This window comes from Acidovorax sp. 100 (assembly GCF_003688355.1).
Taxonomy (GTDB): Bacteria; Pseudomonadota; Gammaproteobacteria; order Burkholderiales; family Burkholderiaceae_C; genus Acidovorax; species Acidovorax delafieldii.
Window position 1 is genome coordinate 2,913,628 of record NZ_REFD01000001.1, and the last position, 23,376, is coordinate 2,937,003.

General features: G+C 65.2%; 21 protein-coding genes and 1 tRNA gene. 11 read left to right on the top strand and 11 right to left on the bottom strand.

The window, feature by feature from the left end; all coding sequences use genetic code 11:
• The first annotated feature begins 8 nt into the window (after nt 1-8).
• Nucleotides 9-3,566: an EAL domain-containing protein gene (locus C8C96_RS13455; RefSeq protein ID WP_233584232.1), complete on the top strand. Its 3,558-nt coding sequence runs from the start codon at nt 9-11 to the stop codon at nt 3,564-3,566.
• A gap of 43 nt (nt 3,567-3,609) precedes the next feature.
• On the opposite strand, the gene C8C96_RS13460 is transcribed toward C8C96_RS13455, so the two are convergent.
• The 3 genes from C8C96_RS13460 to C8C96_RS13470 form a co-directional block, all read right to left on the bottom strand.
• A complete protein-coding gene (locus C8C96_RS13460) occupies nt 3,610-4,248 on the bottom strand; it encodes a YitT family protein (RefSeq protein ID WP_121942640.1) in 639 nt (212 codons plus the stop codon).
• 184 nt (nt 4,249-4,432) lie between these two features.
• Nucleotides 4,433-5,314 (bottom strand): DUF3703 domain-containing protein, encoded by an 882-nt coding sequence (locus C8C96_RS25150; protein ID WP_233584233.1) that lies wholly within the window; start codon nt 5,312-5,314, stop codon nt 4,433-4,435.
• A gap of 3 nt (nt 5,315-5,317) precedes the next feature.
• On the bottom strand, nt 5,318-5,980 hold the full coding sequence (locus tag C8C96_RS13470) for a cation transporter (RefSeq protein WP_121942641.1): 663 nt from the start codon (nt 5,978-5,980) through the stop codon (nt 5,318-5,320).
• 73 nt (nt 5,981-6,053) lie between these two features.
• On the opposite strand from C8C96_RS13470, the gene C8C96_RS13475 reads away from it, so the two are divergent.
• From C8C96_RS13475 to C8C96_RS13490, 4 genes are all read left to right on the top strand, one after another.
• Nucleotides 6,054-6,518: a Cd(II)/Pb(II)-responsive transcriptional regulator gene (locus C8C96_RS13475; protein ID WP_121944009.1), complete on the top strand. Its 465-nt coding sequence runs from the start codon at nt 6,054-6,056 to the stop codon at nt 6,516-6,518.
• A 157-nt stretch (nt 6,519-6,675) separates the two neighbouring features.
• On the top strand, nt 6,676-7,476 hold the full coding sequence (locus C8C96_RS13480; protein WP_015014693.1) for an ABC transporter permease: 801 nt from the start codon (nt 6,676-6,678) through the stop codon (nt 7,474-7,476).
• 40 nt (nt 7,477-7,516) lie between these two features.
• On the top strand, nt 7,517-8,530 hold the full coding sequence (locus tag C8C96_RS13485) for an MlaD family protein (RefSeq protein WP_121942642.1): 1,014 nt from the start codon (nt 7,517-7,519) through the stop codon (nt 8,528-8,530).
• A complete protein-coding gene (locus C8C96_RS13490) occupies nt 8,527-9,216 on the top strand; it encodes a hypothetical protein (protein WP_370107356.1) in 690 nt (229 codons plus the stop codon). The genes C8C96_RS13485 and C8C96_RS13490 overlap by 4 nt, the downstream gene beginning before the upstream one ends.
• A 138-nt stretch (nt 9,217-9,354) precedes the next feature.
• On the opposite strand, the gene C8C96_RS13495 is transcribed toward C8C96_RS13490, so the two are convergent.
• The 6 genes from C8C96_RS13495 to C8C96_RS13520 form a co-directional block, all read right to left on the bottom strand.
• Nucleotides 9,355-9,732, bottom strand: a complete 378-nt coding sequence (locus C8C96_RS13495) for a hypothetical protein (RefSeq protein WP_121942644.1) — start codon at nt 9,730-9,732, stop codon at nt 9,355-9,357.
• 147 nt (nt 9,733-9,879) lie between these two features.
• A complete protein-coding gene (locus C8C96_RS13500; protein ID WP_056064060.1) occupies nt 9,880-10,065 on the bottom strand; it encodes a hypothetical protein in 186 nt (61 codons plus the stop codon).
• A gap of 397 nt (nt 10,066-10,462) precedes the next feature.
• Nucleotides 10,463-10,717, bottom strand: a complete 255-nt coding sequence (locus C8C96_RS13505; RefSeq protein WP_121942645.1) for a hypothetical protein — start codon at nt 10,715-10,717, stop codon at nt 10,463-10,465.
• A gap of 137 nt (nt 10,718-10,854) precedes the next feature.
• Nucleotides 10,855-10,944 (bottom strand) — tRNA-Ser (locus C8C96_RS13510).
• An 85-nt stretch (nt 10,945-11,029) separates the two neighbouring features.
• Nucleotides 11,030-11,947, bottom strand: a complete 918-nt coding sequence (locus C8C96_RS13515) for an SPFH domain-containing protein (protein WP_056064052.1) — start codon at nt 11,945-11,947, stop codon at nt 11,030-11,032.
• A 41-nt stretch (nt 11,948-11,988) separates the two neighbouring features.
• The gene (locus tag C8C96_RS13520) at nt 11,989-12,414 is read right to left on the bottom strand and encodes an NfeD family protein (RefSeq protein WP_056746584.1); all 426 of its coding nucleotides are present in this window, start codon (nt 12,412-12,414) and stop codon (nt 11,989-11,991) included.
• A gap of 146 nt (nt 12,415-12,560) precedes the next feature.
• Here C8C96_RS13520 and C8C96_RS13525 point away from each other — a divergent pair, with 146 nt between their 5' ends.
• Together C8C96_RS13525 and C8C96_RS13530 are read left to right on the top strand one after the other, a co-directional pair.
• Nucleotides 12,561-14,927, top strand: coding sequence for an arginine/lysine/ornithine decarboxylase (locus C8C96_RS13525; RefSeq protein ID WP_056064046.1), 2,367 nt, complete (start codon nt 12,561-12,563; stop codon nt 14,925-14,927).
• A 180-nt stretch (nt 14,928-15,107) separates the two neighbouring features.
• Nucleotides 15,108-15,668 (top strand): fasciclin domain-containing protein, encoded by a 561-nt coding sequence (locus tag C8C96_RS13530; protein WP_121942646.1) that lies wholly within the window; start codon nt 15,108-15,110, stop codon nt 15,666-15,668.
• An 89-nt stretch (nt 15,669-15,757) separates the two neighbouring features.
• Here C8C96_RS13530 and C8C96_RS13535 read toward each other — a convergent pair whose 3' ends face one another.
• Together C8C96_RS13535 and fabI are read right to left on the bottom strand one after the other, a co-directional pair.
• Entirely contained in the window at nt 15,758-16,621 is an 864-nt protein-coding gene (locus C8C96_RS13535; RefSeq protein WP_121942647.1) for a DNA ligase, read from the bottom strand.
• Between the two features lie 94 nt (nt 16,622-16,715).
• Nucleotides 16,716-17,516, bottom strand: coding sequence for an enoyl-ACP reductase FabI (gene fabI, locus C8C96_RS13540; RefSeq protein ID WP_056064037.1), 801 nt, complete (start codon nt 17,514-17,516; stop codon nt 16,716-16,718).
• Nucleotides 17,517-17,620: 104 nt separating this feature from the next.
• On the opposite strand from fabI, the gene C8C96_RS13545 reads away from it, so the two are divergent.
• From C8C96_RS13545 to C8C96_RS13560, 4 genes are read left to right on the top strand one after another with little or no spacing between them, the layout of a single operon-like run.
• Nucleotides 17,621-19,447: an extracellular solute-binding protein gene (locus tag C8C96_RS13545; protein WP_121942648.1), complete on the top strand. Its 1,827-nt coding sequence runs from the start codon at nt 17,621-17,623 to the stop codon at nt 19,445-19,447.
• Nucleotides 19,448-19,465: 18 nt separating this feature from the next.
• Nucleotides 19,466-20,500, top strand: a complete 1,035-nt coding sequence (locus tag C8C96_RS13550) for a microcin C ABC transporter permease YejB (RefSeq protein WP_099730569.1) — start codon at nt 19,466-19,468, stop codon at nt 20,498-20,500.
• A gap of 22 nt (nt 20,501-20,522) precedes the next feature.
• Entirely contained in the window at nt 20,523-21,569 is a 1,047-nt protein-coding gene (locus tag C8C96_RS13555) for an ABC transporter permease (RefSeq protein WP_121944010.1), read from the top strand.
• The gene (locus tag C8C96_RS13560) at nt 21,566-23,275 is read left to right on the top strand and encodes an ABC transporter ATP-binding protein (protein ID WP_233584235.1); all 1,710 of its coding nucleotides are present in this window, start codon (nt 21,566-21,568) and stop codon (nt 23,273-23,275) included. Before C8C96_RS13555 ends, C8C96_RS13560 begins: the two co-directional genes overlap by 4 nt.
• The last annotated feature ends 101 nt before the right edge of the window (nt 23,276-23,376 follow it).

The window sequence follows — 23,376 nt, forward strand, 5'->3', positions numbered from 1 at the left end:
AGGTCGGTATGCCCTCATGGGTCGCTGGAATGTGGAGCACCTTGTCCGCGCGGATTCGCTGGCTGGTGCTGTGGGCCACGCTGCCAGCGGTGTTGCTGGTGGTGTACCAGGCACGGGCCCACCGCACAGACGCGATTGCTGCGGCCGAAGAGCGCGCGCTGCAGACCCTGCAGTCGGTGGCTGGCACCCAGCAGCGGCTGATCCAGAACACCCGCCAGTTTCTGCAGCAGCTGGCCGCCATGCCGCAGGTGCACGACCCTTCAGCGCCCCAGTGCGGGCGCTACCTGGCCGAAGTACTGTCGCTCAATGCCACCTACGTCAACATTGGCGTGCCACGGGCGGACGGCGAGCTGCTGTGCAATGCGCGTCCGCTCAAGGCGCCTGTCAACGTCGCCAACCGCCCATATTTTCAGCAGACGATTTCGGGGCGGGACTTTGCAGTGGGCAGCTTCCAGGTGGACCGCGCCGCCCAGGTGGCCAGTGTCAACTTTGCCTACCCGGTGATACCGCCCGGCACGCAGGAGGTGGTGGCGGCCGCCGTGGCGGTGGTGTCGCTGGAGTGGTGGAGCCGGCGGCTCACCGACCTAGGGCTGCCGGACGGCGCGGTGGCCCGGGTGTCCGACCCTGAGGGGCGCGTGCTGGCGCGCTACCCGCCCGATGCCAGCGAGCTGGGGGCACCGTTTGCCGATGCCGAGTTCCGCGCCCTGGTGCTGCAAACGCCCCAGGGGCAGCGCCAGCGGTACCGCCCTGATGGCGCGCCCGAGCTGGTGGTGTTCCAGCCGCTGATCGAGGCAGGCGGCAAACCGGTGGCCACCATGAGCCTGGCCGTGCCGCTGGACAACCTGTACGCCGCGGCCAACAGCCGCATGTGGACCGAGATGGCGTTCTTGCTGGGCGGCCTGGTGCTGTCATTTGCCGTGGCGCAGGTGGGCGTGCGGCGCGGCGTGATGCGGCCCCTGAGGCGCCTGATGCACGCCACGGACGAGCTGGCCGAGGGGCGCTATGTATCGCGCGTTCCCGCCACGGGGCTGCAGGAGCTGACCGAGCTGGGCCGCCGCTTTGACCGCATGGCCGTGACGCGACAGAAAGCCGAGGCCGAACTGCGCCAGAGCGAAGAAAACCTGGCCATCACGCTGCTTTCCATCGGCGATGGCGTGATCGCCACCGATGCGCAAGGCCGCATCACCCGCATGAACGTGGTGGCCGAGCGCCTGACAGGCTGGCCGTTGGCACAGGCCATGGGCCAGCCGCTGCCCGAGGTGTTCCGCATCATCAACACCGGTACCCGCGAGCCGCAGGTGGACCCGGTGCAGCTGGTGATGGACCGGGGCCAGGTGGTGGCATTGAGCAACCACACCACCCTGCAGGCCCGGCATGGCGCCGAGTACCACATTGCCGATAGCGCCGCTCCCATTCGCAACTCCCAGGGGCAGATCGTGGGGGTGGTGCTGGTGTTCAGCGACGTGAGCGAGTCCTACCGCGTGCGCCGCAAGCTGGAGGACAACGAGGCGCGTTTTCGCACCCTCACCGCGTTGTCGTCCGACTGGTACTGGGAGCAGGACGCGCAGTTTCGCCTCACGCATGTGGAAGGCCGGGCCGATGACCGGCTGGTGCAGGAGGCCGCGCTGCACATGGGCAAGACGCGCTGGGAGCTGGCTGCACCGGGCATGAGCGACGCGCTGTGGGAAGAGCACCGCGCGCTGCTGGAGCGCCACCAGGAGTTCCGCGACTTCGAGTTCGAGCGCCGCGACCAGCAGGGCTGCTCGTACTGGGTGTCCATCAGCGGCACGCCCGTGTTTGATGAAGACGGTGTGTTTTGTGGCTATCGGGGCGTGGGCAAGGACATCTCCGCCCGCAAGCGCGACGAGAACGAGTTGCGCATTGCCGCCATTGCGTTTGAGTCGCAGGAGGGCATGATCGTCACCGGCGCGGACACCCTCATCCTGCGCACCAACCGCGCGTTCAGCCGCATCACCGGCTACAGCGCCGACGAGGTGGTGGGCCGCCGCACCAGCCTGCTGGCCTCGGGCCACCATGACAAGGCATTTTTTGATGCCATGTGGGCCAGCCTGGCCAGCACCGGCGAGTGGAAGGGCGAGCTGTGGAACCGCTGCAAGAGCGGCGAGGTGAACCTGCACTTCATGGCCATCACCGCCGTGACGGACCAGCACGGGGTGCTGACGCACTATGTCGCCACCCTCAATGACATCACCCAGAGCGCGGCTGCGGCGCGGGAGATCGAGCACCTGGCGTTCTACGACCCGCTCACCCACCTGCCCAACCGCCGCCTGATGATGGACCGCCTGCAGCAGGCGTTTGCCACCAGTGCGCGCGCTGGCCTGCAAGGGGCGCTGCTGTGCCTGGACCTGGACCACTTCAAGACCCTGAACGACACCCTGGGCCACGACATGGGCGATGTGCTGCTGCAGCAGGTGGCCCAGCGGTTGACGGCCTGTGTGCGTGAAGGTGACACCGTCGCGCGGCTGGGTGGTGACGAGTTTCTGGTGCTGCTGGAAGACCTGGGCGCCCTCGCCACCGACGCTGCCGAGCAGGCGCAGATGGTGGGCGAAAAGATTCTGGCCGCGCTCAACCAGCCCTACCAGCTCGCATCACACCATGTGCACAGCACCACCAGTGTGGGCGCCGTGCTGTTCAGCGGCCAGGCGCAGACGGTGGAAGATGTGGTCAAGCACGCCGACCTGGCCATGTATGCCACCAAGACCGCCGGGCGCAATGGCATCCGTTTTTTTGATCCGCGCATGCAGGCCGCCGTCACTGCCCGCGCGGCGCTGGAGAATGACCTGCGCACGGCCCTGGAACAGGGCCAGTTCACACTGCACTACCAGGTGCAGGTGGGTTGCGGCAAGCATGTGGTGGGGGCCGAGGTGCTGATCCGCTGGAACCACCCGGCGCGCGGCATGGTGCCGCCGTTCGAGTTCATCCCGCTGGCCGAAGAGACCGGGCTGATCCTGCCCATCGGCCTGTGGGTGCTTCAGACCGCCTGCAGCCAGCTGCGCCGCTGGCAGGACCACCCTGCCACGGCCGACCTGCAACTGGCGGTGAACGTGAGCGCCCGCCAGTTCCGCCAGGCCGACTTCATGGAGCAGGTGGTGGCCGTGCTGCGGCAGACCGGCGCGCGGCCCGACCGCCTGAAGCTGGAGCTGACCGAGAGTCTGGCGCTGGACAACGTGGACGACACCATCGCCAAGATGAATGCACTGCGCGCGCTGGGCCTGCGCTTTTCGATGGACGACTTCGGCACCGGCCAGTCGTCGCTGTCGTACCTCACGCGGCTGCCGCTGGACCAGCTCAAGATCGACCAGAGCTTTGTGCGCAACATTGGCATCCAGCACACCGACGCGCTCATCGTGCAGACCATCATCGGCATGGCGCAGAGCCTGGGCATCGACGTGATTGCCGAGGGGGTGGAGACCGAGGCGCAGCGCGCGTTTCTGGAGCGCCACGGCTGCACGCTGTGGCAGGGCTACCTGTTCAGCCGCCCGGTGCCCATCGAGGTGCTGGAGCACCGGCTGCACAGTGGGCTGGGCTGGCAGGTGTCCACGTAGAAGGTGTGTCTCTGCAGGGTGCTCAACCGCCCTTGGCCGGGGCCTACACCGCCATGTAGCGGCCCGGCCGGTGGTTCATGGCCAGCACCAGGTTGAGCGCCACGGCGCCCGCAATGGACCAGGCCACGCGCACGGGCTCCACCGTCCACAGGGCCAGCAGCACGATGCAGCAGTCCACACCCATCTGCACCTTGCCTGCGCGCCAGCCGTAGCGGTCCTGCAGGTACAGCGCCGCAATGCCCACGCCGCCCAGGCTGCAGCGGTGGCGGAACAGCACCAGAAACCCCGTGCCGGTGATCAGCCCGCCCGCAATGGCGGCATACAGCGGCTGCAACTGCGCGAACTGCAGCAGTTGCGACTGCAGCTCGGTCAGCAGCGACAACAGCAGCACCGCGATGAAAGTCTTGACGGTGAAGGCCCGGCCCAGCTTGCGCAGCGCCAGCCAGTAAAACGGCAGGTTGAGCACAAAGAAGATCTTGCCAAAGCCAATGCCCGTGGCGTAGTGCAGCAAAAACGCCAGCCCCGCCGTGCCACCCGTGAGCAACCCCGCGCTGGTGAAAAACGCCACCCCCACCGAGATGAGCAGCACCCCGGTGAAGATGGCCACGGCGTCTTCCGTCAGGCTGTGGGGCACGACCAGCGGGGCGGGGGCTGTGGGGGCGGCAGGGGAGCGGGATGGCATGGGCAAAGGGCAAAGGGATGAAGGCTGTGCTCGCGGCCCCCGGAGCAGAGGGCGGCGCACAGGCATGGGATTTGACCATGCAAGCTCCATACCGGGCTTGTCGTGCGTCAACTTCCGAGTGCCAACTTGCCATCGCACCAGTCAGCCGGTTACTCCTGATTTGATAGCTACCAGCACATATGATTCAAGCGCTAGCATCGTTTTTTGGCTGAAATTGGGTGGCCGATAGGCTGACAGCTGCCAACGCCCCGTCGATCAGCTGCGTGATGTGCGGCTGCGGCGCCATGGGCGCCAGCGCACTGATCTGCGCCCGGCCCGTGTTGCCGATGGGCAGCCGCGCCAGCGCGTGGCCCAGGGGCACCAGTGCCAGCCGCAGTACCTGTCCGCCGGCCTCGCGCAGGTCGCGCAACTGCAGTGCGTAGCGCAGCATGGCCCTGTGTGACCGCCAATGCAGGGACAGCGTGGTCTGCCCCAGCACGTGCGCGGCCTCCAGCCAATGCCAGCGGGTGGCAGGCGGTGCGTCGGCATCGCGCGCAAACGCTGCCAGCAGGTGGTCGAATGCGCGCTCCCTCTGCAAGGGGTCAGCCATGGGTGCTGCTGCGTGGCGCGCCGCCAGCTGGCGCCAGCGCCGTTGTCGGTGCCTGTAGAACACCTGGGCAAACGCCGCGCTCAGCGGCGTCATCAGCCAGGGCAGGTGGCGCGCGACCACTTCGATGTCGTCGGTATAGAGCGTGCGGCCGTCCGGCAGCGGCTGCAGCGTGATGCGGTGGTCCCAGCGCCGCATCAGCGTGCCCTCGCCGTTGTCGCGCAGCGTGGGCCAGGCACCGGCCTGGGCAGATGGCTCGATGGAGATGCGCACGGTTTGCGAGCCCATGGGCAGCAGCCCCAGCAGCCGCATCTGCAACGGCAGATCACCGGGAGACCAGTGGGTGGGCCAGGGCGCGCCGCCAGGGCGCTTGAACCGCACCAGAGGCGCCGTGATGTGGCGGAACACTGATGTGCTTTGCAGTTGCGCAGCCACCCATTCGGGCGGTGCATGGAGCGGAGTGGACAGGCGTACGCGCATGGATCAGTGCCCGTGTGCTGCGGGGACGCCGGCGGTGCTGGCCAGCTCCTGCCGCGCGTGGCGGATCACGCTCCAGCCGCCGCTGATGGCCAGGCCCGCCATGACGGCCGCCACCGCCAGGTCGGGCCAGGCCGTGCCCGTGCCCAGCACCCCCAGCGCGGCCGCCATCACGGCCAGGTTGCCCAGCGCGTCGTTGCGGGTGCACAGCCACACGCCGCGCATGTTGGCGTCGCCCTCGCGCCAGGCGTAGAGCAGGGCGGCCACACCCAGGTTGGCCGCCAGCGCCAGCAGGCCCACGCCACCCATGGTGAAGGGCTCGGGCGGAACCCCTTGCCACACCCCCCAGGCCACTCGGCCGATCACGAACACGCCAAACGCCAGCATGCTGGCGCCTTTGAGCAGGGCGGCGCGTGCGCGCCAGGTCAGCGCCATGGCCAGCACCCACAGCGACAGGCCATAGTTGGCCGCATCGCCCAGAAAGTCGATGGCATCGGCCAGCAGCGACGCCGAGCCCGAGTGGGTGCCCGCGCCCAGTTCCACCACAAACATGGCGGCGTTGACGACGAGCGCAATCCACAGGATGCGGCGGTAGCGCGGGTCTGCGCTGGCGGGGGCATCGTGGCTGTGGCCGGGGGCGCTGTGGTCGTGATGGCAATGGGCGGACATGGTGTTTTCTCCTGGCGGTTTTGGAAAGCGATGGCATCATTGGAAACCTTAAAGTCACTTGAAGGTCAAGCCCATGGATCCCAACGCTGCACAGTTCCGCATTGGCGAGGCCGCCCAGCAGTCCGGCGTGTCGGCCGCCAATATCCGGTACTACGAAAAAGAGGGGCTGCTGCCGCCCGGTGCGCGCGGCGACAACAGCTACCGCCTGTACAGCAGCGCCGACGTGCACCAGCTGCGTTTCATCCGCCTGTGCCGCGCCATGGACATGTCGCTGGACGAGGTCAGGACCTTGCTGGCGCTGGACTGGGACAGCAAGACCGACTGCCATGCCGCCTGCGACACGCTGGATGCACACCTGGTGCATGTGCGCACCCGCCTGGCCGAGCTGCAGGCGCTGGAGGCCGACTTGCAGGCGCTGCGCAGCCGCTGCGACGGAGCGGACGCCACCTGCCACATCATCGAAGCGCTGCATGCGCGGGCTGACGCGCAGCCCGTGGGCGTCAACGCCCCTCCCGGCCAGGGCAAGCGCCATGTGTGAGCAGTTGTTGTACGGCGTGGCTGCGTGTGTGCTATTTGCTATTTAATTGATAGCTGCTTAGGCGTATTTTTGTAGCGCTACCGTCCGAAAATGGCCCAAATATCTCCAGAAGTCTGCCATGGGCTGCCCTGGCGCATGCCCCCGCTATGATCCGCCCATGATCTCGCGCCTTCCCGGCCTCTCCCTGCCCGAACGTGTGTGGAACACGGCGCGGCGCTGGGCGGTGGCCTGGTGGCGCATCCTGTACCTGGGCGCGGTGGTGCTGGTGCTGGTGTTGTCGCCGTCCAGCTACGGCAAGGGCACCCGCCGCGCGCTGGCCCGGCACCTGTATCTGGACACGGCGCCAGTGCTGCTGGGCTTCACGGTGCTGGCGGCGCTCATCAGCCTGGTGCTCACGCGCATTGTGGTGGTCACGGCGCTGAGCTACGGGCTGTCGCGCTATGCGCTGGAGATGGTGATCCGCGTGCTGGTGCTGGAGCTCATCCCGCTCACAGCCGCCTTGTTTGTGGCCATGCGCTGCACCATTCCCAACGGCTCGCAACTGGCGCACCTGCGGCTCACGGGCCGGTTCGAGGCGCTGCGCCGCCAGGGCTCTGACCCGGTGCGCATCGAACTGCTGCCCCGCGTGATTGCCGGGGTGTTTGCCTGCGTCACGCTGGCTGCGCTCAGTTGCGTGGTGGCGCTGGTGCTGGCGTACCTGGGGGTGTACGGCTTCAACATGGCGGGGCTGCCGAGCTATACGCGCATGTTCGGCCAGGTGTTTTCGCCCAGCGTGACCATGGTGTTTGTGCTCAAGACCCTGTTCTTCAGCCTGGCCGTGGCGCTGATCCCCATGGCTGCCGGGCTGTATGACAGCGGCGAACGCACCCAGCCCGACTCGGAACTGGGCGGCCTGGCCCGCATGTTTGCGGTGCTGCTGCTGATCGAGGTCGCCTCGCTCATGGGCAATTACTACTGACGGCCCGCGCCGGTCGCACCCACCCGCATAAACCCACGACATGAACGACCATCCTCCTCCCCCATCGCATGGCCCCGCCGGGGCCGACGCGCCTCCGGTCGAGACCCTGCGCCCGGTGGCCTATCTGGAACTCAAGGCTGCGGCGCTGCTGCTGTTCACCCTGGCCCTCATCGTGGGTTCGGGCCTGTACCTGCTGTATGCGCGGGGTGCTTTTGAGCCCACGCAGACGCTGGTGCTGACGGCCGATGACTCCGAAGGCGTGGTGGTGGGCATGGACATGACCTTCTCGGGCTTTCCCATTGGCCGCGTGCGGCGCATCGAGCTGGCCGAATCGGGCAATGCCCGCATCCTGGTGGACGTGCCCCGCAAGGACGCGCACTGGCTGCGCGAGTCCAGCGTGTTCACGCTGGTACGCGGTCTGGTGGGGGGCACCAACATCCGGGCGTACTCCGGCATCCTGACCGACCCCGCACTGCCCGATGGCGCCGTGCGGCCGGTGTTGCGCGGGGATGCCACGGCGGAGATCCCGCAGCTCATGGCCACCGCGCGCGAGCTGCTGACCAACCTGAACGCCCTGACGTCGCCCGACACCGCGCTGGGCAACACCCTGACCAACGTCAAGGCCCTCACGGAGCGCCTGAACGGGCCGGGCGGCGCCCTGGGCGTGCTGATGGGCAACGAAGCCGATGCGAAGAAGATTGTGGCCACGCTGGAGCGCACCAACGCGCTGCTGGCGCGCCTGGACGGCATGGCCGCCCGCGCCGACAAACAGGTGTTTGGCAGCGAGGGCAACAAGGACGCGGTGGTGCCTGAGGTGCGCGCCACCGTGGCCCAGCTCAATGGCTTGTTGTCCGACACCCGCACCAGCCTCAAGAAGGTGGATGCCGTGCTGGTGGAGGCCCAGGCCATCGGCGCCAATGCCCGCGAAGCCACGACGGACTTGGGCGCGCTGCGCGCCGAGGTGGAAAGCAATCTGCGCAAGGTGGAAAGCCTGGTCAACGAGATCAACCGCAAATGGCCCTTTGCACGCGACACGGAGCTGAAGCTGCCATGAACCCCTCTGCTGCACCTCGTTTGCGGGCTGCATTGCGGCTCCTGTCCATCGGCTGTGCCTTCGCATTGGCTGCGTGTTCCAGCCAACCCCCGGTGCCTGACTGGCAGATGAATGCCCAGGGCGCGTCCCAGAAGGCCATCGAGGCCTACCTGTCCGGCAACGCGCGGGTGGAGAAGCTCGAATGGGACCGGGCCCGCGCCGAAGTGGCGCGCACGGGTCGCCCCGATCTGCTGGCGCGCCTGGAGCTGATGCGCTGCGCGGCCCAGGTGGCGAGTCTGGTCACCGAACCGTGCGAGCGTTTTGAGGCCTTGCGCGCCGACGCCGCTGCGCCCGAGCAGGCCTACGCCGACTATCTGGCGGGCCGCGTGCAGGCCAGCCAGGTGGCGCTGTTGCCACCGGCGCAGCGTGCGGTCGCCACGGCAGGCAACGCTGCCAGCTTGGCAGGCATTGCCGACCCCCTTTCGCGCCTGGTGGCGGCGGGCGTGTTGTTGCAGACGGGGCACGCCAGCCCCGCAGTCATCACCACAGCCACCGATACCGCGTCGGCACAGGGCTGGCGCAGGCCGCTGATGGCATGGTTGCTGCTGCAGGTGCAAAGGGCAGAGGCTACCGGGGACACTGCGGCAGCCGATGCGTTGCGCCGTCGCGTGGGGGTGGTGGAGCAGTCGAGGTCTACGTCTCGATAGCGTTGGCCGCCACGCTAGGGAGGAGGCAGGTAACGAGCCGTGGCGCGGGCAAAAAAGCTGCCCCAGTCGCTTCAGCAACCGCTACTCAAGCCATTGACCAGGCCGCCAGAAGCTGAACTGCCGCTACTGGTGGCTTCGTCAGCGCAGGCGAGCCTGCAACTGGGTCTCGATGTCGTCTCGCTCCGTGGCGAACTGCTGGGGGCTGATCTCGTTGGACTCCAGCTTGCGGGCCACAGACAGCAGCAGCACCGTGTTTTCGAGACGCGTGTCTTGTTGCAGGGAGGGGGGCAGGGCGGTCAGGCGGTCAAAGCTTTGCTTGTACAGCTCGCTCCAGCTCATGGCCCCTGCCTGGGCCTGGGCCCTGGCACCGTCGTACCAGCGCGAGAACTCGTCCAAGGCGTTGTCGCGGGGACTGGAACAGCCCGCCACAGCGGCCAGCAACACCATCGATCCCCAGAATTTCGGGGAGTGAATCAAGGAAAAACGGTTTGCAGAGATGCGAAAACGTGTGGTCACGATCGTCCTCCATTCCAGAATGCCACCGAAAAGTGCCGGTGTGCAGCGCCGAATGGTACTCCGATGCTATGCTTTTTACTACTGTGTTGCTGTTTGGACCCACACGCGCTGCAGCGCAGCGCCAGCCACTCCTGCACGCATCACAACTCAGTGGTCCAGAAAGCTGGTGGACAAAATCTGGTCAAGCCCGGTAAGCCCGTGCGACATCGAATCCACAGACTGTACGGCCACGTCCGGCATCAGCAATGACACCGCCGCCAGCACTGCCAGCACCACGGTTCCGATGAACGCTATCAACGCGCGCGCTCCCGGCGGTAAGGAATGGCGTTTCATGGTGAAGTCCTTCTGAAAAAAGGGGTGGGGGCCGCAATGACCTCCCGGTGCAACCTCAATGGCTGCTGGCTAGGATTTCAGCAAAGTGCCGCAGTTCCGCGTGTAAGACAAGTGCCATAACAGGGCTCCATGGGCAACTGTTACGGCCTGTTGCCTTTACAAACCTGCCAGAAACGTTCCGCGCCCTGCAAGCGTCCGGAGGTCCGGTTCAGGGCCTTGAGTGGGAGGCGGATGGAGTGCCAAGCGGACGGACTGCAGAGGGCTCCTGTGGAGCCGTCCAGCGGTCATCGCGGCATGAATAGATCAGGGCGCGGGCTTTTGAATCCACGCGGTGATCTGGGCAATGGCCTCCTGCTCGATGCCAATGAAGCCGTGCCAATGTTGGCCAGCACACTCATCACCGATGGGGGTTGGCGACGCCATGGACCACCATGAGCTTTTTGACCGGCGCCCGCGCCAGCCCTCTCAGAATGGCGGGCGTATCGCTGGCCTGGCAGTGTTCGCAGCCGTCCCTGGCATGGTGGTAGACCAGCACCGGGACCTGTATGGCCTCAAGGTCCTGTGTGGGCACTGCACCCGGTGTGCTCCTGCGCACCACGCTGGAGGTCAGCCCCAGCCCCGCAATCGCTGGGTCGTCGACATGAATGGCCATGGCTGTCGCAGACACTGCCATGCGCCGAGCGGGGCGCAAAGTCGTTGATGTTCAGCCCAAAGCGCCGGGGTCCTGTGTGCAAAAGCCAGCCCCCACAACAAAAAACCCAGGTGACCGAAATCACCTGGGTTGATATGTGGCGGAGAGGGCGGGATTCGAACCCGCGGTGGGGATTAGCCCACACACGCTTTCCAGGCGTGCGACTTAAACCGCTCATCCACCTCTCCGAAGCCCTCGATTATAGCCACAGGATTGGGTGCATTCCGGCCACTGATCGGTATCGCCTGAAAATTTCAGTGGGCCGACACGTTGTCAGCCTGCCTTTTGGGATGTCTGCACCATCTTCATCGCCGAGCCGATCAGTGCCGACACCTCGGTCATGTTGCTGGGCACGATGAGGGTGGTGGTGGCGTCCGACGCGACCTGGCTGTAGGCATCCACGGCTTTTTCAGCCACCTTGAGCTGCACGGCCTGCTCGCCACCGGGCTGGCGGATGGCTGCGGCCACGCGTTCGATAGCCTGGGCGTTGGCTTCGGCCACGGCCTTGATGGATTCGGCCTCGCCCTGGGCCTTGTTGATGACAGCCTGTTTTTCGCCCTCGGAGCGGGCGATGAAGGCCTCACGCTCGCCGGTGGCGATGTTGATCTGCTCCTGGCGGCGGCCTTCTGAGGCGGCAATCAGTGCGCGCTTCTCCCGCTCCGCAGTGATCTGGGCCTGCATGGCGTGCAGGATTTCCTTGGGCGGGGTCAGGTCCTTGATTTCATAACGCAGCACCTTCACACCCCAGTTCAGGGCGGCTTCGTCGATGGCCTGCACCACCTGCGCGTTGATGATGTCGCGCTCTTCGAAGGTCTTGTCGAGTTCGAGCTTGCCGATGACCGAGCGCAGCGAGGTCTGCGCCAGCTGGGTCACGGCCATGATGTAGTTGCTCGACCCATAGCTGGCGCGCATCGGGTCGGTGACCTGAAAGTACAGGATGCCGTCCACCTGCAGCTGCGTGTTGTCGCGCGTGATGCAGACCTGGCTGGGCACATCGAGCGGAATTTCCTTCAGGCTGTGTTTGTAGGCGACCTTGTCCACAAAGGGGATCAGAAAGTTCAGCCCGGGGGTCAGCGTGCCCGCATATTTGCCCAGGCGTTCCTTGACCCAGGCGTTTTGCTGGGGCACGACCTTGACCGAGCGGGCGATGAAGATCACGGCAATGATCAGGATGACGATGGCAATTTCCATGGGAAGCCTTTCTGGGGTGATCGACAGGGAGTCTGCGGTGTTTACAGCGGGTCCACCAGCAGGCGGTTGCCCACCAGCTCGGCGACGCGATGCATGCCAGTAGACGGGGTGACGCCGGGGCGGTGCATGGCCGTCCATTGGGCGCCCCGGTACTTCACGGTGGTGGTGCCGTCGGGGCTCCAGCTTTCGATGAGGATGGTTTCGCCTACGTCCATGTTCACGCTGCGGTCCGCACGTGCAGACGGATCGCCGGGGCGCTTTCTCCGCAGCAGGTAGCAGGCCACGACGGCCCCGCCGCCGACGATGGCGGCCGACACCATCTGCATTGCGGACGCCAGGCCCAGGTGGGCGGCCACGGCGGCGGCTACCAGCCCCAGGGCCACCATCAGCAAATAGAACGTGCCGGTGAGCAGTTCTGCCACGACCACGGCCCCTGCTGCCAGCCACCAGATGGTGGATGCCTCCATGTAGAACCTCCTTGTGTGGTTGTGTTTAGTGCACCACATTCTGGGTCAAAAGGATGGCAGTTCAAAGGCGCGTCAACGTTATTCCTTACACTTCGCGCCTATTTCGTTTTTTGGCCGGGCAGGCCACGGCTCCTTGGAGGCTGCGCATGAAGTTTCGCTTTCCCATCATCATCATCGATGAAGACTATCGTTCCGAGAACACCTCGGGGCTTGGCATTCGTGCGCTTGCACAGGCCATTGAGGCCGAGGGCTTTGAAGTGGTCGGGGTCACCAGCTATGGCGATCTCTCGCAGTTTGCGCAGCAGCAAAGCCGCGCCAGTGCCTTCATCTTGTCCATCGACGATGAAGAATTCTCCGAGGGCGAAGGGCTGGACCCCATCGTGCTGAGCCTGCGCAACTTCATTGGCGAGGTGCGCCGCAAGAACGCCGAAGTGCCCATCTATGTGCACGGTGAGACCAAGACCAGTCGCCACCTGCCCAACGACATCCTGCGCGAGCTGCACGGCTTTATCCACATGTTCGAGGACACCCCCGAATTCGTGGCGCGCCACATCATCCGCGAGGCCAAGAGCTACCTGGAGAGCGTGCAGCCACCGTTCTTCAAGGCGCTGCTGGACTACGCCGAAGACGGCTCGTACAGCTGGCACTGCCCCGGTCACTCCGGCGGCGTCGCGTTCTTGAAGAGCCCCGTGGGCCAGATGTACCACCAGTTCTATGGCGAAAACATGCTGCGCGCCGACGTTTGCAACGCGGTGGAAGAGCTGGGCCAGCTGCTGGACCACAACGGCGCCATTGGCGAGAGCGAGCGCAACGCCGCGCGCATCTTCAATGCCGACCACTGCTTCTTTGTGACCAACGGTACGTCCACATCCAACAAGATGGTGTGGCACCACACTGTGGCGCCCGGGGATGTGGTGGTTGTGGACCGCAACTGCCACAAGTCCATCCTGCACAGCATCATCATGACCGGGGCCGTCCCTGTGTTCATGAAGCCCACGCGCAACCACTTCGGCATCATCGGCCCCATCCCGCAAAGCGAGTTCGAGCCCAAGGCGATCGAGGCCAAAATCAAGGCCAACCCCCTGCTCAAAGGCGTGGATGCCAAGAAGGTCAAGCCCCGCGTGCTGACGCTCACGCAGTCCACCTACGACGGCGTGCTGTACAACACCGAGACCATCAAGGGCATGCTCGATGGCTATGTGGACAACCTGCACTTTGACGAGGCCTGGCTGCCGCACGCGGCGTTCCACCCGTTTTATGGCAGCTACCACGCCATGGGCAAAAAGCGCACGCGCCCCAAGCATTCGGTGACGTACGCCACACAGTCCATCCACAAGCTGCTGGCCGGCATCAGCCAGGCATCGCATGTGCTGGTGCAGGACTCGCAGACCACCAAGCTCGACCGCCACCTGTTCAACGAGGCGTACCTGATGCACACCAGCACCAGCCCTCAGTACAGCATCATCGCCAGCTGCGATGTGGCCGCTGCGATGATGGAGCCGCCCGGCGGCACCGCGCTGGTGGAAGAAAGCATTCTGGAGGCACTCGACTTTCGCCGCGCCATGCGCCAGGTGGAAGAAGAGTTCGGCAAGAACGACTGGTGGTTCAAGGTCTGGGGCCCCGAAAAGCTCACCGACGAGGGCATTGGTCGCGCAGAAGACTGGATCATCCGCAGCGACAGCAAGAGCAAGAAGGGCAGCAAGTGGCACGGCTTTGGCCAGCTGGCTGACGGCTTCAACATGCTGGACCCGATCAAGTCCACCATCGTCACGCCGGGCCTGAGCCTGGACGGCAAGTTCGACAAGACCGGCATCCCCGCGTCCATCGTGACCAAGTACCTCGCCGAGCACGGCGTGGTGGTGGAGAAGACGGGCCTGTACAGCTTCTTCATCATGTTCACCATCGGCATCACCAAGGGCCGCTGGAACACGCTGCTGACTGCGCTGCAGCAGTTCAAGGACGACTATGAGAAGAACCAGCCCATGTGGCGCATCCTTCCGGAGTTCTGCCAGCAGCACAAGCGCTACGAACGCATGGGTCTCAAGGACCTGTGCCAGCACGTGCACGAGATGTACGCCAAGTACGACATCGCGCGCCTGACCACCGAGATGTACCTGTCGGACCTCACGCCCGCCATGAAGCCCTCGGATGCGTACGCGCACATTGCGCACCGCACCACCGAGCGCGTGGAGATCGACCACCTGGAAGGCCGCATCACCGTGGGCCTGGTCACACCGTACCCCCCAGGCATTCCGCTGCTGATCCCGGGCGAGGTGTTCAACAAGAAGATCGTGGACTACCTCAAGTTCGCGCGCGAATTCGCCAAGTTGTGTCCGGGCTTTGAGACCGATATCCACGGCCTGGTGGAAGTGGAAGACGAGAACGGCCAGGTGCGCTACTACGCCGACTGCGTGGCAGAGCAAGGTAAGACCGGCAAGAACCCCAAGCCACTGGCGACCGCCAAGAACCTGGTGCAGGTGGGCGACGACGGTCCGTACGGGCGCAACGTGTAAGCACGTCTTCGCGCTGGTGTGTGGGTGCACCAGCCTCTCGAAAATCGCTCCCCCGGCATGGCTGGCGGAGCGATTTTTTTGTGCATTTGAATCCGCTGTTGTGGTGCTGCCGTATTGACTGTCAGCCGCGTGGTTTTCATGCGGTGACGACTGTCTTCACACACCTCTCAGGAGATTCCCATGACCCTTCGATTCAACGCCCGCCTTGCCACCATCGCCCTCACCGCAGCCGTGGCTGCTGCCGCAATGCCTGCCGCGGCACAGGTCACGGTGGGCGGTGCGCCCATGCTGGCCAGCAAGGACATCATCGACAACGCCGTGAACTCCAAGGACCACACCACCCTGGTGGCGGCGGTCAAGGCGGCAGGCCTCGTAGAGACGCTGAAGGGCCCCGGTCCGTTCACCGTGTTTGCGCCCACCAATGCGGCGTTTGCCGCATTGCCCGCCGGCACGGTGGATACGCTGCTCAAGCCCGAGAGCAAGCCCACCCTGACCAAGGTGCTCACCTACCACGTGGTGGCGGGCAAGTACGACGCTGCTGCATTGTCCAAGATGATTGCTGACGGCAAAGGCATGGCCAGCCTCAAGACGGTGGCGGGCGGTACGCTCACCGCCAAGGCCAGCGGCAATGCCGTCATGGTGACGGACGAAAAGGGCGGTACGGCGACGGTGACGATTGCCGACGTGTACCAGTCCAACGGCGTGATCCACGTGGTGGACAAGGTCCTGCTGCCGAACTGATTGCGCAACTGATGGGAGGGGCGGCCCGCCCGCTGGCATGGCCGCCGCATCGCAGGGCCGGGATCGGCCAGGGGTCGCTGTGGCCGCTGTCAGCGGATCGGCGGCATGTCCTCTCGCACCCGCACAAAACTCGCGAAGCGCGGCACTCCGCTGTCGTGGGAGCCCCGAAAGCGGTAGGTCACCCAGCTGCCCACGGGCGGCGGGTGGTCGCGCTCGGCGTCGGTCAACCCTGCGCCCAGCCGGAACCGCTGGCCCGAAGGCATCTCCACCACCAAGGCACCCAGCCGCCCCGCGTGGCGGCCTTGGCCGGGCAGATGGGCCACCACGCGGGCCTCGGTGTCTTCGTGGGTCTTGACCTTGATGAGATCGTCACTGCGACCTGCTCGGTACATGGATGCGCCACGGTGCAGCATCAGTCCTTCGCCACCCGCACGCACGGTGCGCAGCAGCAACTTCTGGAGTGCTGCGTCACTCGCCACACGCTGTTGTGGCACCGCCTGCACCCAAGCCTGGTCCAGCGCTTCGACCAGCTTGTTCAGTGCAGGAAGGCGCTGGTCAAACGTGCCGCTATGGGCGGGCAGGTCAAACACCATAAAGCGCATCTCGCGCCATGCGGCATCGTCCGGCTGCTGCTGGCGCACGGTGGACTGGGCGTGGCTGAACCGGCCGCGTCCTGCCCACAGCTCGCCGTCCATGGGAGTTTCAGGCCAGCCGGCGGTGAACCATGCCGGGGCCGCCACGGTCTCGCCGCCCCGCGTGCGCAGTGTGTGGCCGTCCCAAAAGCCGCGCACGCCATCGTATTTTTCGCTCACCCAGTAGTCCGCCAGCCGCATGCCGGGGCGGTACACATTGGCCAGCAACAGGGCGGGCGCGTCGGCGGCCCAGGCCTGGGGTATTGCAAGTGCCGCCAGGGGTGCAAGGCCCATACAGGCCAGCCAGTGTCTGCGGAGCATAGGTAGGTGGTGCTATCAAAAAAATAGCTTCTAGCGCATGATTTATGTGCGCTAGAAGCCAATTACGTAGTGAGCGTGCAGCCCTGGCGAGGATTTACACCTGGTCGGCGCTCAGGCCCGCCGTCTGGCTGAAGCCGCCGTCCACATAGGTGATCTCGGCGGTCATGCCCGAGGCAAGGTCCGACAGCAGGAAGGCCGCCACATTGCCCACGTCTTCAATCGTGACGTTGCGACGCAGGGGTGAGGCATCGGCCACGCGGCTGAGCAGCTTGCCAAAGTCCTTGATGCCGCTGGCAGCCAGCGTCTTGATGGGACCTGCGCTGATGCCGTTGGCGCGGATGCTGCGGCCGTCTTCGGTGCGGCCCACGGCCTCTGCCAGGTAGCGCACGCTGGCTTCCAGGCTGGCTTTGGCCAGACCCATGGTGTTGTAGTTGGGGATGGAGCGCAGCGCGCCCAGGTAGCTCAGTGTCAGCAGCGACGACTTGTCGTTCAGATAGGGCAGGGCCGCCTTGGCCATGGCCGGGAAGCTGTAGGCACTGATGTCGTGTGCAATGCGGAAGCCTTCGCGGCTCAGGCCGTCCAGAAAGTTGCCCGCAATCGCTTCGCGCGGTGCAAAGCCGATGCTGTGCACAAAGCCGTCAAACTTCGGCCAGGTCTGCGACAGATCCGCGAACATGCGCGCGATCTGCTCGTCGCTGGCCACATCGCAGTCAAACACCAGCTGGGAATTGAACTCGGCCGCAAAGTCGGTGATGCGGTCCTTGAAGCGCTCGCCCACGTAGCTGAACGCCAGTTCGGCGCCTTGCTCGTGGCAGGCCTTGGCAATGCCGTAGGCGATGGAGCGGTTGGACAGCACGCCCGTGATGAGCAGCTTCTTGCCGGTCAGAAAACCCATGTGAAATCTCCTTGTGGAATAGCGGAATGCAGGCTTGGCGCCCGGTGCATGTGGATATGCGGCTTTGGCTGCAAGCCCCTGCGAACGTAGTGCAGAATTGTCGCATGCGGTTTTGGCTGGCTTTGTTGCTGATGGGGTGTGCTGTTCCAGCGTGGGCAGCGCATGCGTATGCCTTGTGGGGCGCGCCGCGCTATCCGGCGGGTTTTGCGCATTTCGACTACGTGAATCCCGACGCCCCCAAGGGCGGCGAGTTGCGGCTGGTCAGCAACCTGCGCGTCTCCACCTTCGACAAGTACAACCCGTTCACCATCAAGGGCAACGCACCCGCCTACCTGTCGTCGCTGATGTTCGACTCGCTGCTGGTGGGCTCCATGGACGAGACCGCGACCGGCTATGGTCTGCTGGCCGAGGACGTGGAAGTCGCCCCCGATGGGCTGTCTGCCACCTTCCGCCTACGGCCCGAGGCGCGGTTTCACAACGGCAAGCCAGTGCTGGCACAGGACGTGAAGCACAGCTACGAAACGCTGGTGGGTCCCTTCACCTCGCCTGCGTACAAGACTTTGCTGATCGAGGTGGCGGGCGTGGATGTGATCAACGACCGCACCGTGCGCTACCGCTTCAAGCAACCCAACCGCGAGCTTCCCATCACCGTGGGCGGGTTGCCGGTGTTCAGCCGCGACTGGGGGGTGGAAAACGGCAAGGCCAAGCCCTTTGACCAGGTGGTGATGGACATCCCCATCGGCAGCGGCCCCTACAAGATCGGGCCCGTGCGGTTTGGCAAGGACATCACCTATGTGCGCGACCCGCAGTACTGGGCGCGCGACCTCAATGTGCGCAAGGGCACGGCCAACTTCGACCGCATCCTCGTCAAGATCTACAAGGACAACACGGCGCGGCTGGAGGCCCTGAAGGCGGGCGAGTTCGACCTCATGCGGTTCTTCAGCGCGGGCGACTGGGCCCGCCGCGTCACGGGCAAAAAATTCGACACCGGCGAGCTGGTCAAGGGCGAGTTCAAGCACAAGCTGCCGTCGGGCTTTCAGAGCTACGTGCTCAACACCCGCCGCCCGCTGCTGCAGGATGCGCGCGTGCGAGAGGCCCTGGGCCTAGCGATGGACTATGAGTGGATGAACCGCCAGATGTTCTACGGCGCCTACCAGCGCGTGAACGGCCTGTTTGGCAACACCGCGTGCGAAACCAGGGGCAGCCCGTCGCCCGAGGAGCTTGCGCTGATGGAGCCCTACCGCAAAGACATTCCCGCAACCGCCTTTGGCCCCATGACCGTGCCCCCGCGCACCGACGGCGATTCGTCATTGCGTGCCAACCTGCGCCGCGCGCAGGCCCTGCTCAAACAGGCGGGCTGGGAGGTGCGCGATGGCGCCCTGCGCAACGCGAAGGGCGAGGCCATGGTGCTGGAATACATGGACAGCAACGAAGGTGGAGCGCGCACCATCACCCCCTGGATGCGCAACCTCGAAAAGATCGGTGTCACCTTGCGCTTCCGCTCCGTGGACTTTGCGCTGTACCAGCAGCGCCTGCAGAAGTTTGACTTCGACATCACCTCGATGGCCTTCCAGGGCACCCACAACCCGGGGCAGGAGTTTGCCGACATGTTCGGCAGCCAGGCGGCCGACGTGGAAGACTCCGGCAACTTTGCGGGCGTGAAGAACCCTGCGGTGGACGCCATGATCAAGGCCATGACCTCGGCCAAAACCGAAGCCCAGCTGCTGCCCGCCTGCCACGCGCTGGAGCGCATCATTGCGCACAGCCACTACCTCATTCCGCAATGGACGGCGGCCACGCACCGCATGGCCTACAACGCCTGGAGACTGGCCAAGCCCGCCATGGTGCCGCCGTACTCCAGCGGCGAGGGCTGGGTCATTGACACCTGGTGGGCACGCATACCGCCACAGACCGCGCCCGACAAAAAATAACCACCCGCCAGCCCACCCATGTTTGCCTACATCCTCAAACGCGTGTTGCTGATGCTCCCTACCTTGCTGGGCGTGCTGCTGCTGACCTTTGTGGTGATCCAGTTTGTGCCGGGCGGCCCTGTGGAGCAGTACATGGCCGAAGCCAAGGCTGGCGTTGGCGGGGGCGGTGGTGCCGAAGGCGGCGGCCTGAGCTACCGGGGCGCGCAGGGCGTGGACCCCAAGCGGCTGGAGCAGATCAAGGCCTTGTACGGCTTTGACAAGCCTGCACATGAACGTTTTTTTCAGATGCTGGGCCAGTTCGCGCGTTTTGATCTGGGCAAGAGCTTCTTTCAGAACAAGGACGTGTGGCAACTGGTGGTCGAGAAGCTCCCCGTCTCCATCAGCCTGGGCCTGTGGACCTTCTTCATCAGCTACCTCGTCGCCGTGCCGTTGGGCGTGGCCAAGGCGGTGCGGGCCGGGTCGCGGTTTGACCTGGTGACCACGCTGCTCATCCTGCTGGGCTACGCCATTCCGGGCTTTGTGCTGGGTGTGGCGTTGTTGGTCATCTTTGGCGGGCAGCTGCAGTGGTTTCCGCTGCGGGGGCTCACGTCGGCCAACTGGGACGAGCTGTCCTGGGGCGCGCGTATCGTGGACTATCTGTGGCACATCACGCTGCCGGTGATCGCCATGGTGCTGGGCAGCTTTGCCGTGACGGCCATGCTGACCAAGAACGCGTTCCTCGAAGAGATCCGCAAGCAGTACGTGCTGACGGCCCGTGCCAAGGGCCTGAGCGAGCGGCAGGTGCTGTGGAAGCATGTGTTCCGCAACGCGCTCATCCCCATCATCACCGGGTTCCCCGCTGCCTTCATCGGTGCGTTCTTTGCGGGCTCGCTGCTCATCGAAACCCTGTTCTCTCTCGACGGCCTGGGCCTGCTCAGCTACGAGAGCGTGATCCGCCGCGACTACCCCGTGGTGCTGGGCACGCTGTATTTGTTCACGCTGATCGGGCTGGTCACCAAGCTCGTCAGCGACCTTTGTTATGTGTGGGTGGACCCGCGCGTGAAGTTTGACTAGCCCGAACGAACCCATGGCCCTGATGAGTTCTGCTCCCGCATCGCCTTCGCTCTCGCCCTCCCGCCGCGCGTGGCTGCGCTTCAAGCGCAATCGCCTGGGGTACTGGAGCCTGCTGATCTTCTGCGCCCTGGTGCTGGTGAGCCTGTGCGCCGAGCTGGTCAGTAATGACAAACCTCTTATCGTGCGCTACGAGGGGCAAACCTACTTCCCCATGCTCAAGGACTACCCCGAAAAGACCTTCGGCGGAGACTTCGAGACACCAACCGATTACCTGGACCCCTTCATCAAGGAGCGCCTCTCCTCTGGCAGCAACTGGGCGCTTTACACCTTGAACCCCTACGGCCCCAACACGCTCAATTACTTCGCCAAGGCACCCAACCCCTCGGCGCCCACGTCAGACAACTGGCTGGGTACGGACGACCGCGGACGTGACCTTCTGGCGCAGCTGCTGTACGGATTCCGCGTGAGTGTGCTGTTTGGTCTGGCGCTCACCATTACAGGCGTGTTGCTGGGCATGCTCACCGGCGCCATCCAGGGGTTTTTTGGCGGCAAGACCGACCTGGCGTTCCAGCGCTTCATCGAGATCTGGGGCTCCATGCCCGAGCTGTATCTGCTCATCATCTTCAGCGCGGTATTCGCGCCCAGCATTGCGCTGCTGCTCATCTTGCTGAGCCTGTTTGGCTGGATGGGGCTGTCGGACTATGTGCGGGCCGAGTTCTTGCGCAACCGCCAGCTTGACTATGTGAAGGCGGCGCGCGCCCTGGGGGTGAGCAATGCCCAGATCATCTGGCGCCACATCCTGCCCAACAGCTTGACGCCCGTGGTCACGTTCTTGCCCTTCCGCATGAGCGGGGCCATCCTGGCGCTCACATCGCTAGATTTTCTGGGCCTGGGCGTGCCGCCCGGCACGCCCTCGCTGGGCGAGTTGCTCAGCCAGGGCAAGAACAGCATTGATGCGTGGTGGATATCTTTGTCCACCTTCGGCGTGCTGGTGGTCACCTTGTTGTTGCTGACCTTCATGGGGGACGCGCTGCGCGATGCCCTCGACCCGCGAAAGGCAGACCAATGACGTCCCCCACGCTCGGCACTGGCGTGTCCTCGCTGCCCCCCGAGGGGGCTCTCGCCGCCTTGGGACGGCCCGGCGGCGGCTCGGCTGCAGGTCTGCCGCTGTTGAGTGTCCGCGACCTGCATGTGCGCTTTGGCTCCAAAGAGGTGGTGCGCGGCGTCAACTTCACGTTGGCTGCGGGTGAAAAGCTGGCACTGGTGGGCGAGTCCGGCTCGGGCAAGACCATCACGGCGTTGAGCCTGCTGCGGTTGGCGGGCAATGCCGCCATCACCGGCCAGGCCCTGCTGCAAGGGCGGGGCGACCTGCTGGCGATGACCGAGCGCGAGATGCGCGGCGTGCGCGGCGGCGACATCGCCATGGTGTTCCAGGAGCCCATGACCGCGCTCAACCCGCTGATGACGATAGGCCAGCAGATCGCCGAAATCCTGCTGCTCAAGAAGGGGCTCACCGGCGCCCAGTGCGCGCAAGCCGCCATCGAGCTGCTGGCGCAAACCGGCATCCCCGAACCCGCGCGCCGCGCCAACAGCTTTCCACACCAGCTCTCGGGCGGCCAGCGCCAGCGCGCCATGATCGCCATGGCCCTGGCCAGCAGCCCCAAGCTTTTGCTGGCCGACGAGCCCACCACAGCACTTGACGTGACCTTGCGCGGCCAGATCCTGGACCTGCTGAGCGACTTGCAGCGCCAGACCGGCATGGCGGTGCTGCTGATCACGCACGACCTGAACCTGGTGCGCCGCTTTGCCGACCGCGTGGCCGTGATGGAGCAGGGGGTGCTGGTAGAGCAGGGGCCAGTGGCCGAGGTGTTCGGCGCGCCCCAGCATGCCTACACCTGCCGTCTGATCGCCAGCCAGCCGCGCCGCGATGTGGTCGAGGCCGACCCACCCGCAGGCACTGCGCTGGTGGTGCAGACACAGGATCTGCGCGTGGTCTACCCCACGCCATTGCCGGGCATCAGGGGCTGGTTCAAGAAGGGCGAGTTTGTGGCCGTGCAAGGTGCCACGCTGCAACTGCTGCCCGGCCAGACGCTGGGCGTAGTGGGCGAATCCGGCTCGGGCAAGTCCACGCTGGCACAGGCCATCCTGGGGCTGCTGCCATACGCAGGTGAGTTGCAGGTGGGAGGGCAGGCGTGGCAACAGCCTGCCACGCGCAACACACCAGCCAACCAGCAGCTGCGCCGCCGGGTGCAGGTGGTGTTTCAGGACCCGTTTTCATCGCTGTCACCGCGTCTCACAGTCGAAGAGATCGTGGGCGAGGGCCTGAAGGTACACGAGCCCACACTGACCGTGGCCCAGCGCCGCGTGCGCGTCGAGGCCGCGCTGGACGAGGTGGGCCTGGCCGAGACTCAGTACCCGCGTTTGCTCGAGCGTTACCCGCATGAATTCTCCGGCGGCCAGCGCCAGCGGCTGGCCATTGCGCGTGCCCTGATCGTGCAGCCCCAGGTGCTGGTGCTGGACGAGCCCACCAGCGCGCTCGATGTGACCATCCAGCAGCAGGTGCTGGGCCTGCTGCAGCGCTTGCAAAAAGAAAAGGGCCTGAGCTACCTGCTCATCACCCACGACGTGGACGTGATCCGCGCCATGGCGCACGATGTGGTGGTGATGAAGGACGGCGCGGTGCTAGAAAGTGGCAGCGTGGCCGATGTGCTGGATGCCCCCCAGCACTCGTACACCCAGCGTCTGGTAGCTGCCGCCACAGTGCCTGGTGGGTGAGTTTCAGGCCAAATCTGCCGCAGGCGCTAGTGCAAAATGCGCCGGTTGCTATCAATTTTGATAATCTGGTGCCGTCGGCGCCGAGCTGTTGACTGGGCGCC

What these genes read in the sequence shown, in the direction of transcription:
- C8C96_RS13485 (WP_121942642.1), top strand. Translation starts at nt 7,517, where the DNA reads ATGAACGACCATCCTCCTCCCCCATCGCATGGCCCCGCCGGGGCCGAC.
- C8C96_RS13500 (WP_056064060.1), bottom strand. Translation starts at nt 10,065, where the DNA reads ATGAAACGCCATTCCTTACCGCCGGGAGCGCGCGCGTTGATAGCGTTC.
- C8C96_RS13550 (WP_099730569.1), top strand. Translation starts at nt 19,466, where the DNA reads ATGTTTGCCTACATCCTCAAACGCGTGTTGCTGATGCTCCCTACCTTG.
- C8C96_RS13475 (WP_121944009.1), top strand. Translation starts at nt 6,054, where the DNA reads ATGGATCCCAACGCTGCACAGTTCCGCATTGGCGAGGCCGCCCAGCAG.
- C8C96_RS13530 (WP_121942646.1), top strand. Translation starts at nt 15,108, where the DNA reads ATGACCCTTCGATTCAACGCCCGCCTTGCCACCATCGCCCTCACCGCA.
- C8C96_RS13470 (WP_121942641.1), bottom strand. Translation starts at nt 5,980, where the DNA reads ATGTCCGCCCATTGCCATCACGACCACAGCGCCCCCGGCCACAGCCAC.
- C8C96_RS13555 (WP_121944010.1), top strand. Translation starts at nt 20,523, where the DNA reads ATGAGTTCTGCTCCCGCATCGCCTTCGCTCTCGCCCTCCCGCCGCGCG.
- C8C96_RS13455 (WP_233584232.1), top strand. Translation starts at nt 9, where the DNA reads ATGCCCTCATGGGTCGCTGGAATGTGGAGCACCTTGTCCGCGCGGATT.
- fabI (WP_056064037.1), bottom strand. Translation starts at nt 17,516, where the DNA reads ATGGGTTTTCTGACCGGCAAGAAGCTGCTCATCACGGGCGTGCTGTCC.
- C8C96_RS13525 (WP_056064046.1), top strand. Translation starts at nt 12,561, where the DNA reads ATGAAGTTTCGCTTTCCCATCATCATCATCGATGAAGACTATCGTTCC.
- C8C96_RS13545 (WP_121942648.1), top strand. Translation starts at nt 17,621, where the DNA reads ATGCGGTTTTGGCTGGCTTTGTTGCTGATGGGGTGTGCTGTTCCAGCG.
- C8C96_RS13480 (WP_015014693.1), top strand. Translation starts at nt 6,676, where the DNA reads ATGATCTCGCGCCTTCCCGGCCTCTCCCTGCCCGAACGTGTGTGGAAC.
- C8C96_RS25150 (WP_233584233.1), bottom strand. Translation starts at nt 5,314, where the DNA reads ATGCGCGTACGCCTGTCCACTCCGCTCCATGCACCGCCCGAATGGGTG.
- C8C96_RS13460 (WP_121942640.1), bottom strand. Translation starts at nt 4,248, where the DNA reads ATGCCATCCCGCTCCCCTGCCGCCCCCACAGCCCCCGCCCCGCTGGTC.
- C8C96_RS13520 (WP_056746584.1), bottom strand. Translation starts at nt 12,414, where the DNA reads ATGGAGGCATCCACCATCTGGTGGCTGGCAGCAGGGGCCGTGGTCGTG.
- C8C96_RS13505 (WP_121942645.1), bottom strand. Translation starts at nt 10,717, where the DNA reads ATGGCCATTCATGTCGACGACCCAGCGATTGCGGGGCTGGGGCTGACC.
- C8C96_RS13535 (WP_121942647.1), bottom strand. Translation starts at nt 16,621, where the DNA reads ATGCTCCGCAGACACTGGCTGGCCTGTATGGGCCTTGCACCCCTGGCG.
- C8C96_RS13490 (WP_370107356.1), top strand. Translation starts at nt 8,527, where the DNA reads ATGAACCCCTCTGCTGCACCTCGTTTGCGGGCTGCATTGCGGCTCCTG.
- C8C96_RS13515 (WP_056064052.1), bottom strand. Translation starts at nt 11,947, where the DNA reads ATGGAAATTGCCATCGTCATCCTGATCATTGCCGTGATCTTCATCGCC.
- C8C96_RS13560 (WP_233584235.1), top strand. Translation starts at nt 21,566, where the DNA reads ATGACGTCCCCCACGCTCGGCACTGGCGTGTCCTCGCTGCCCCCCGAG.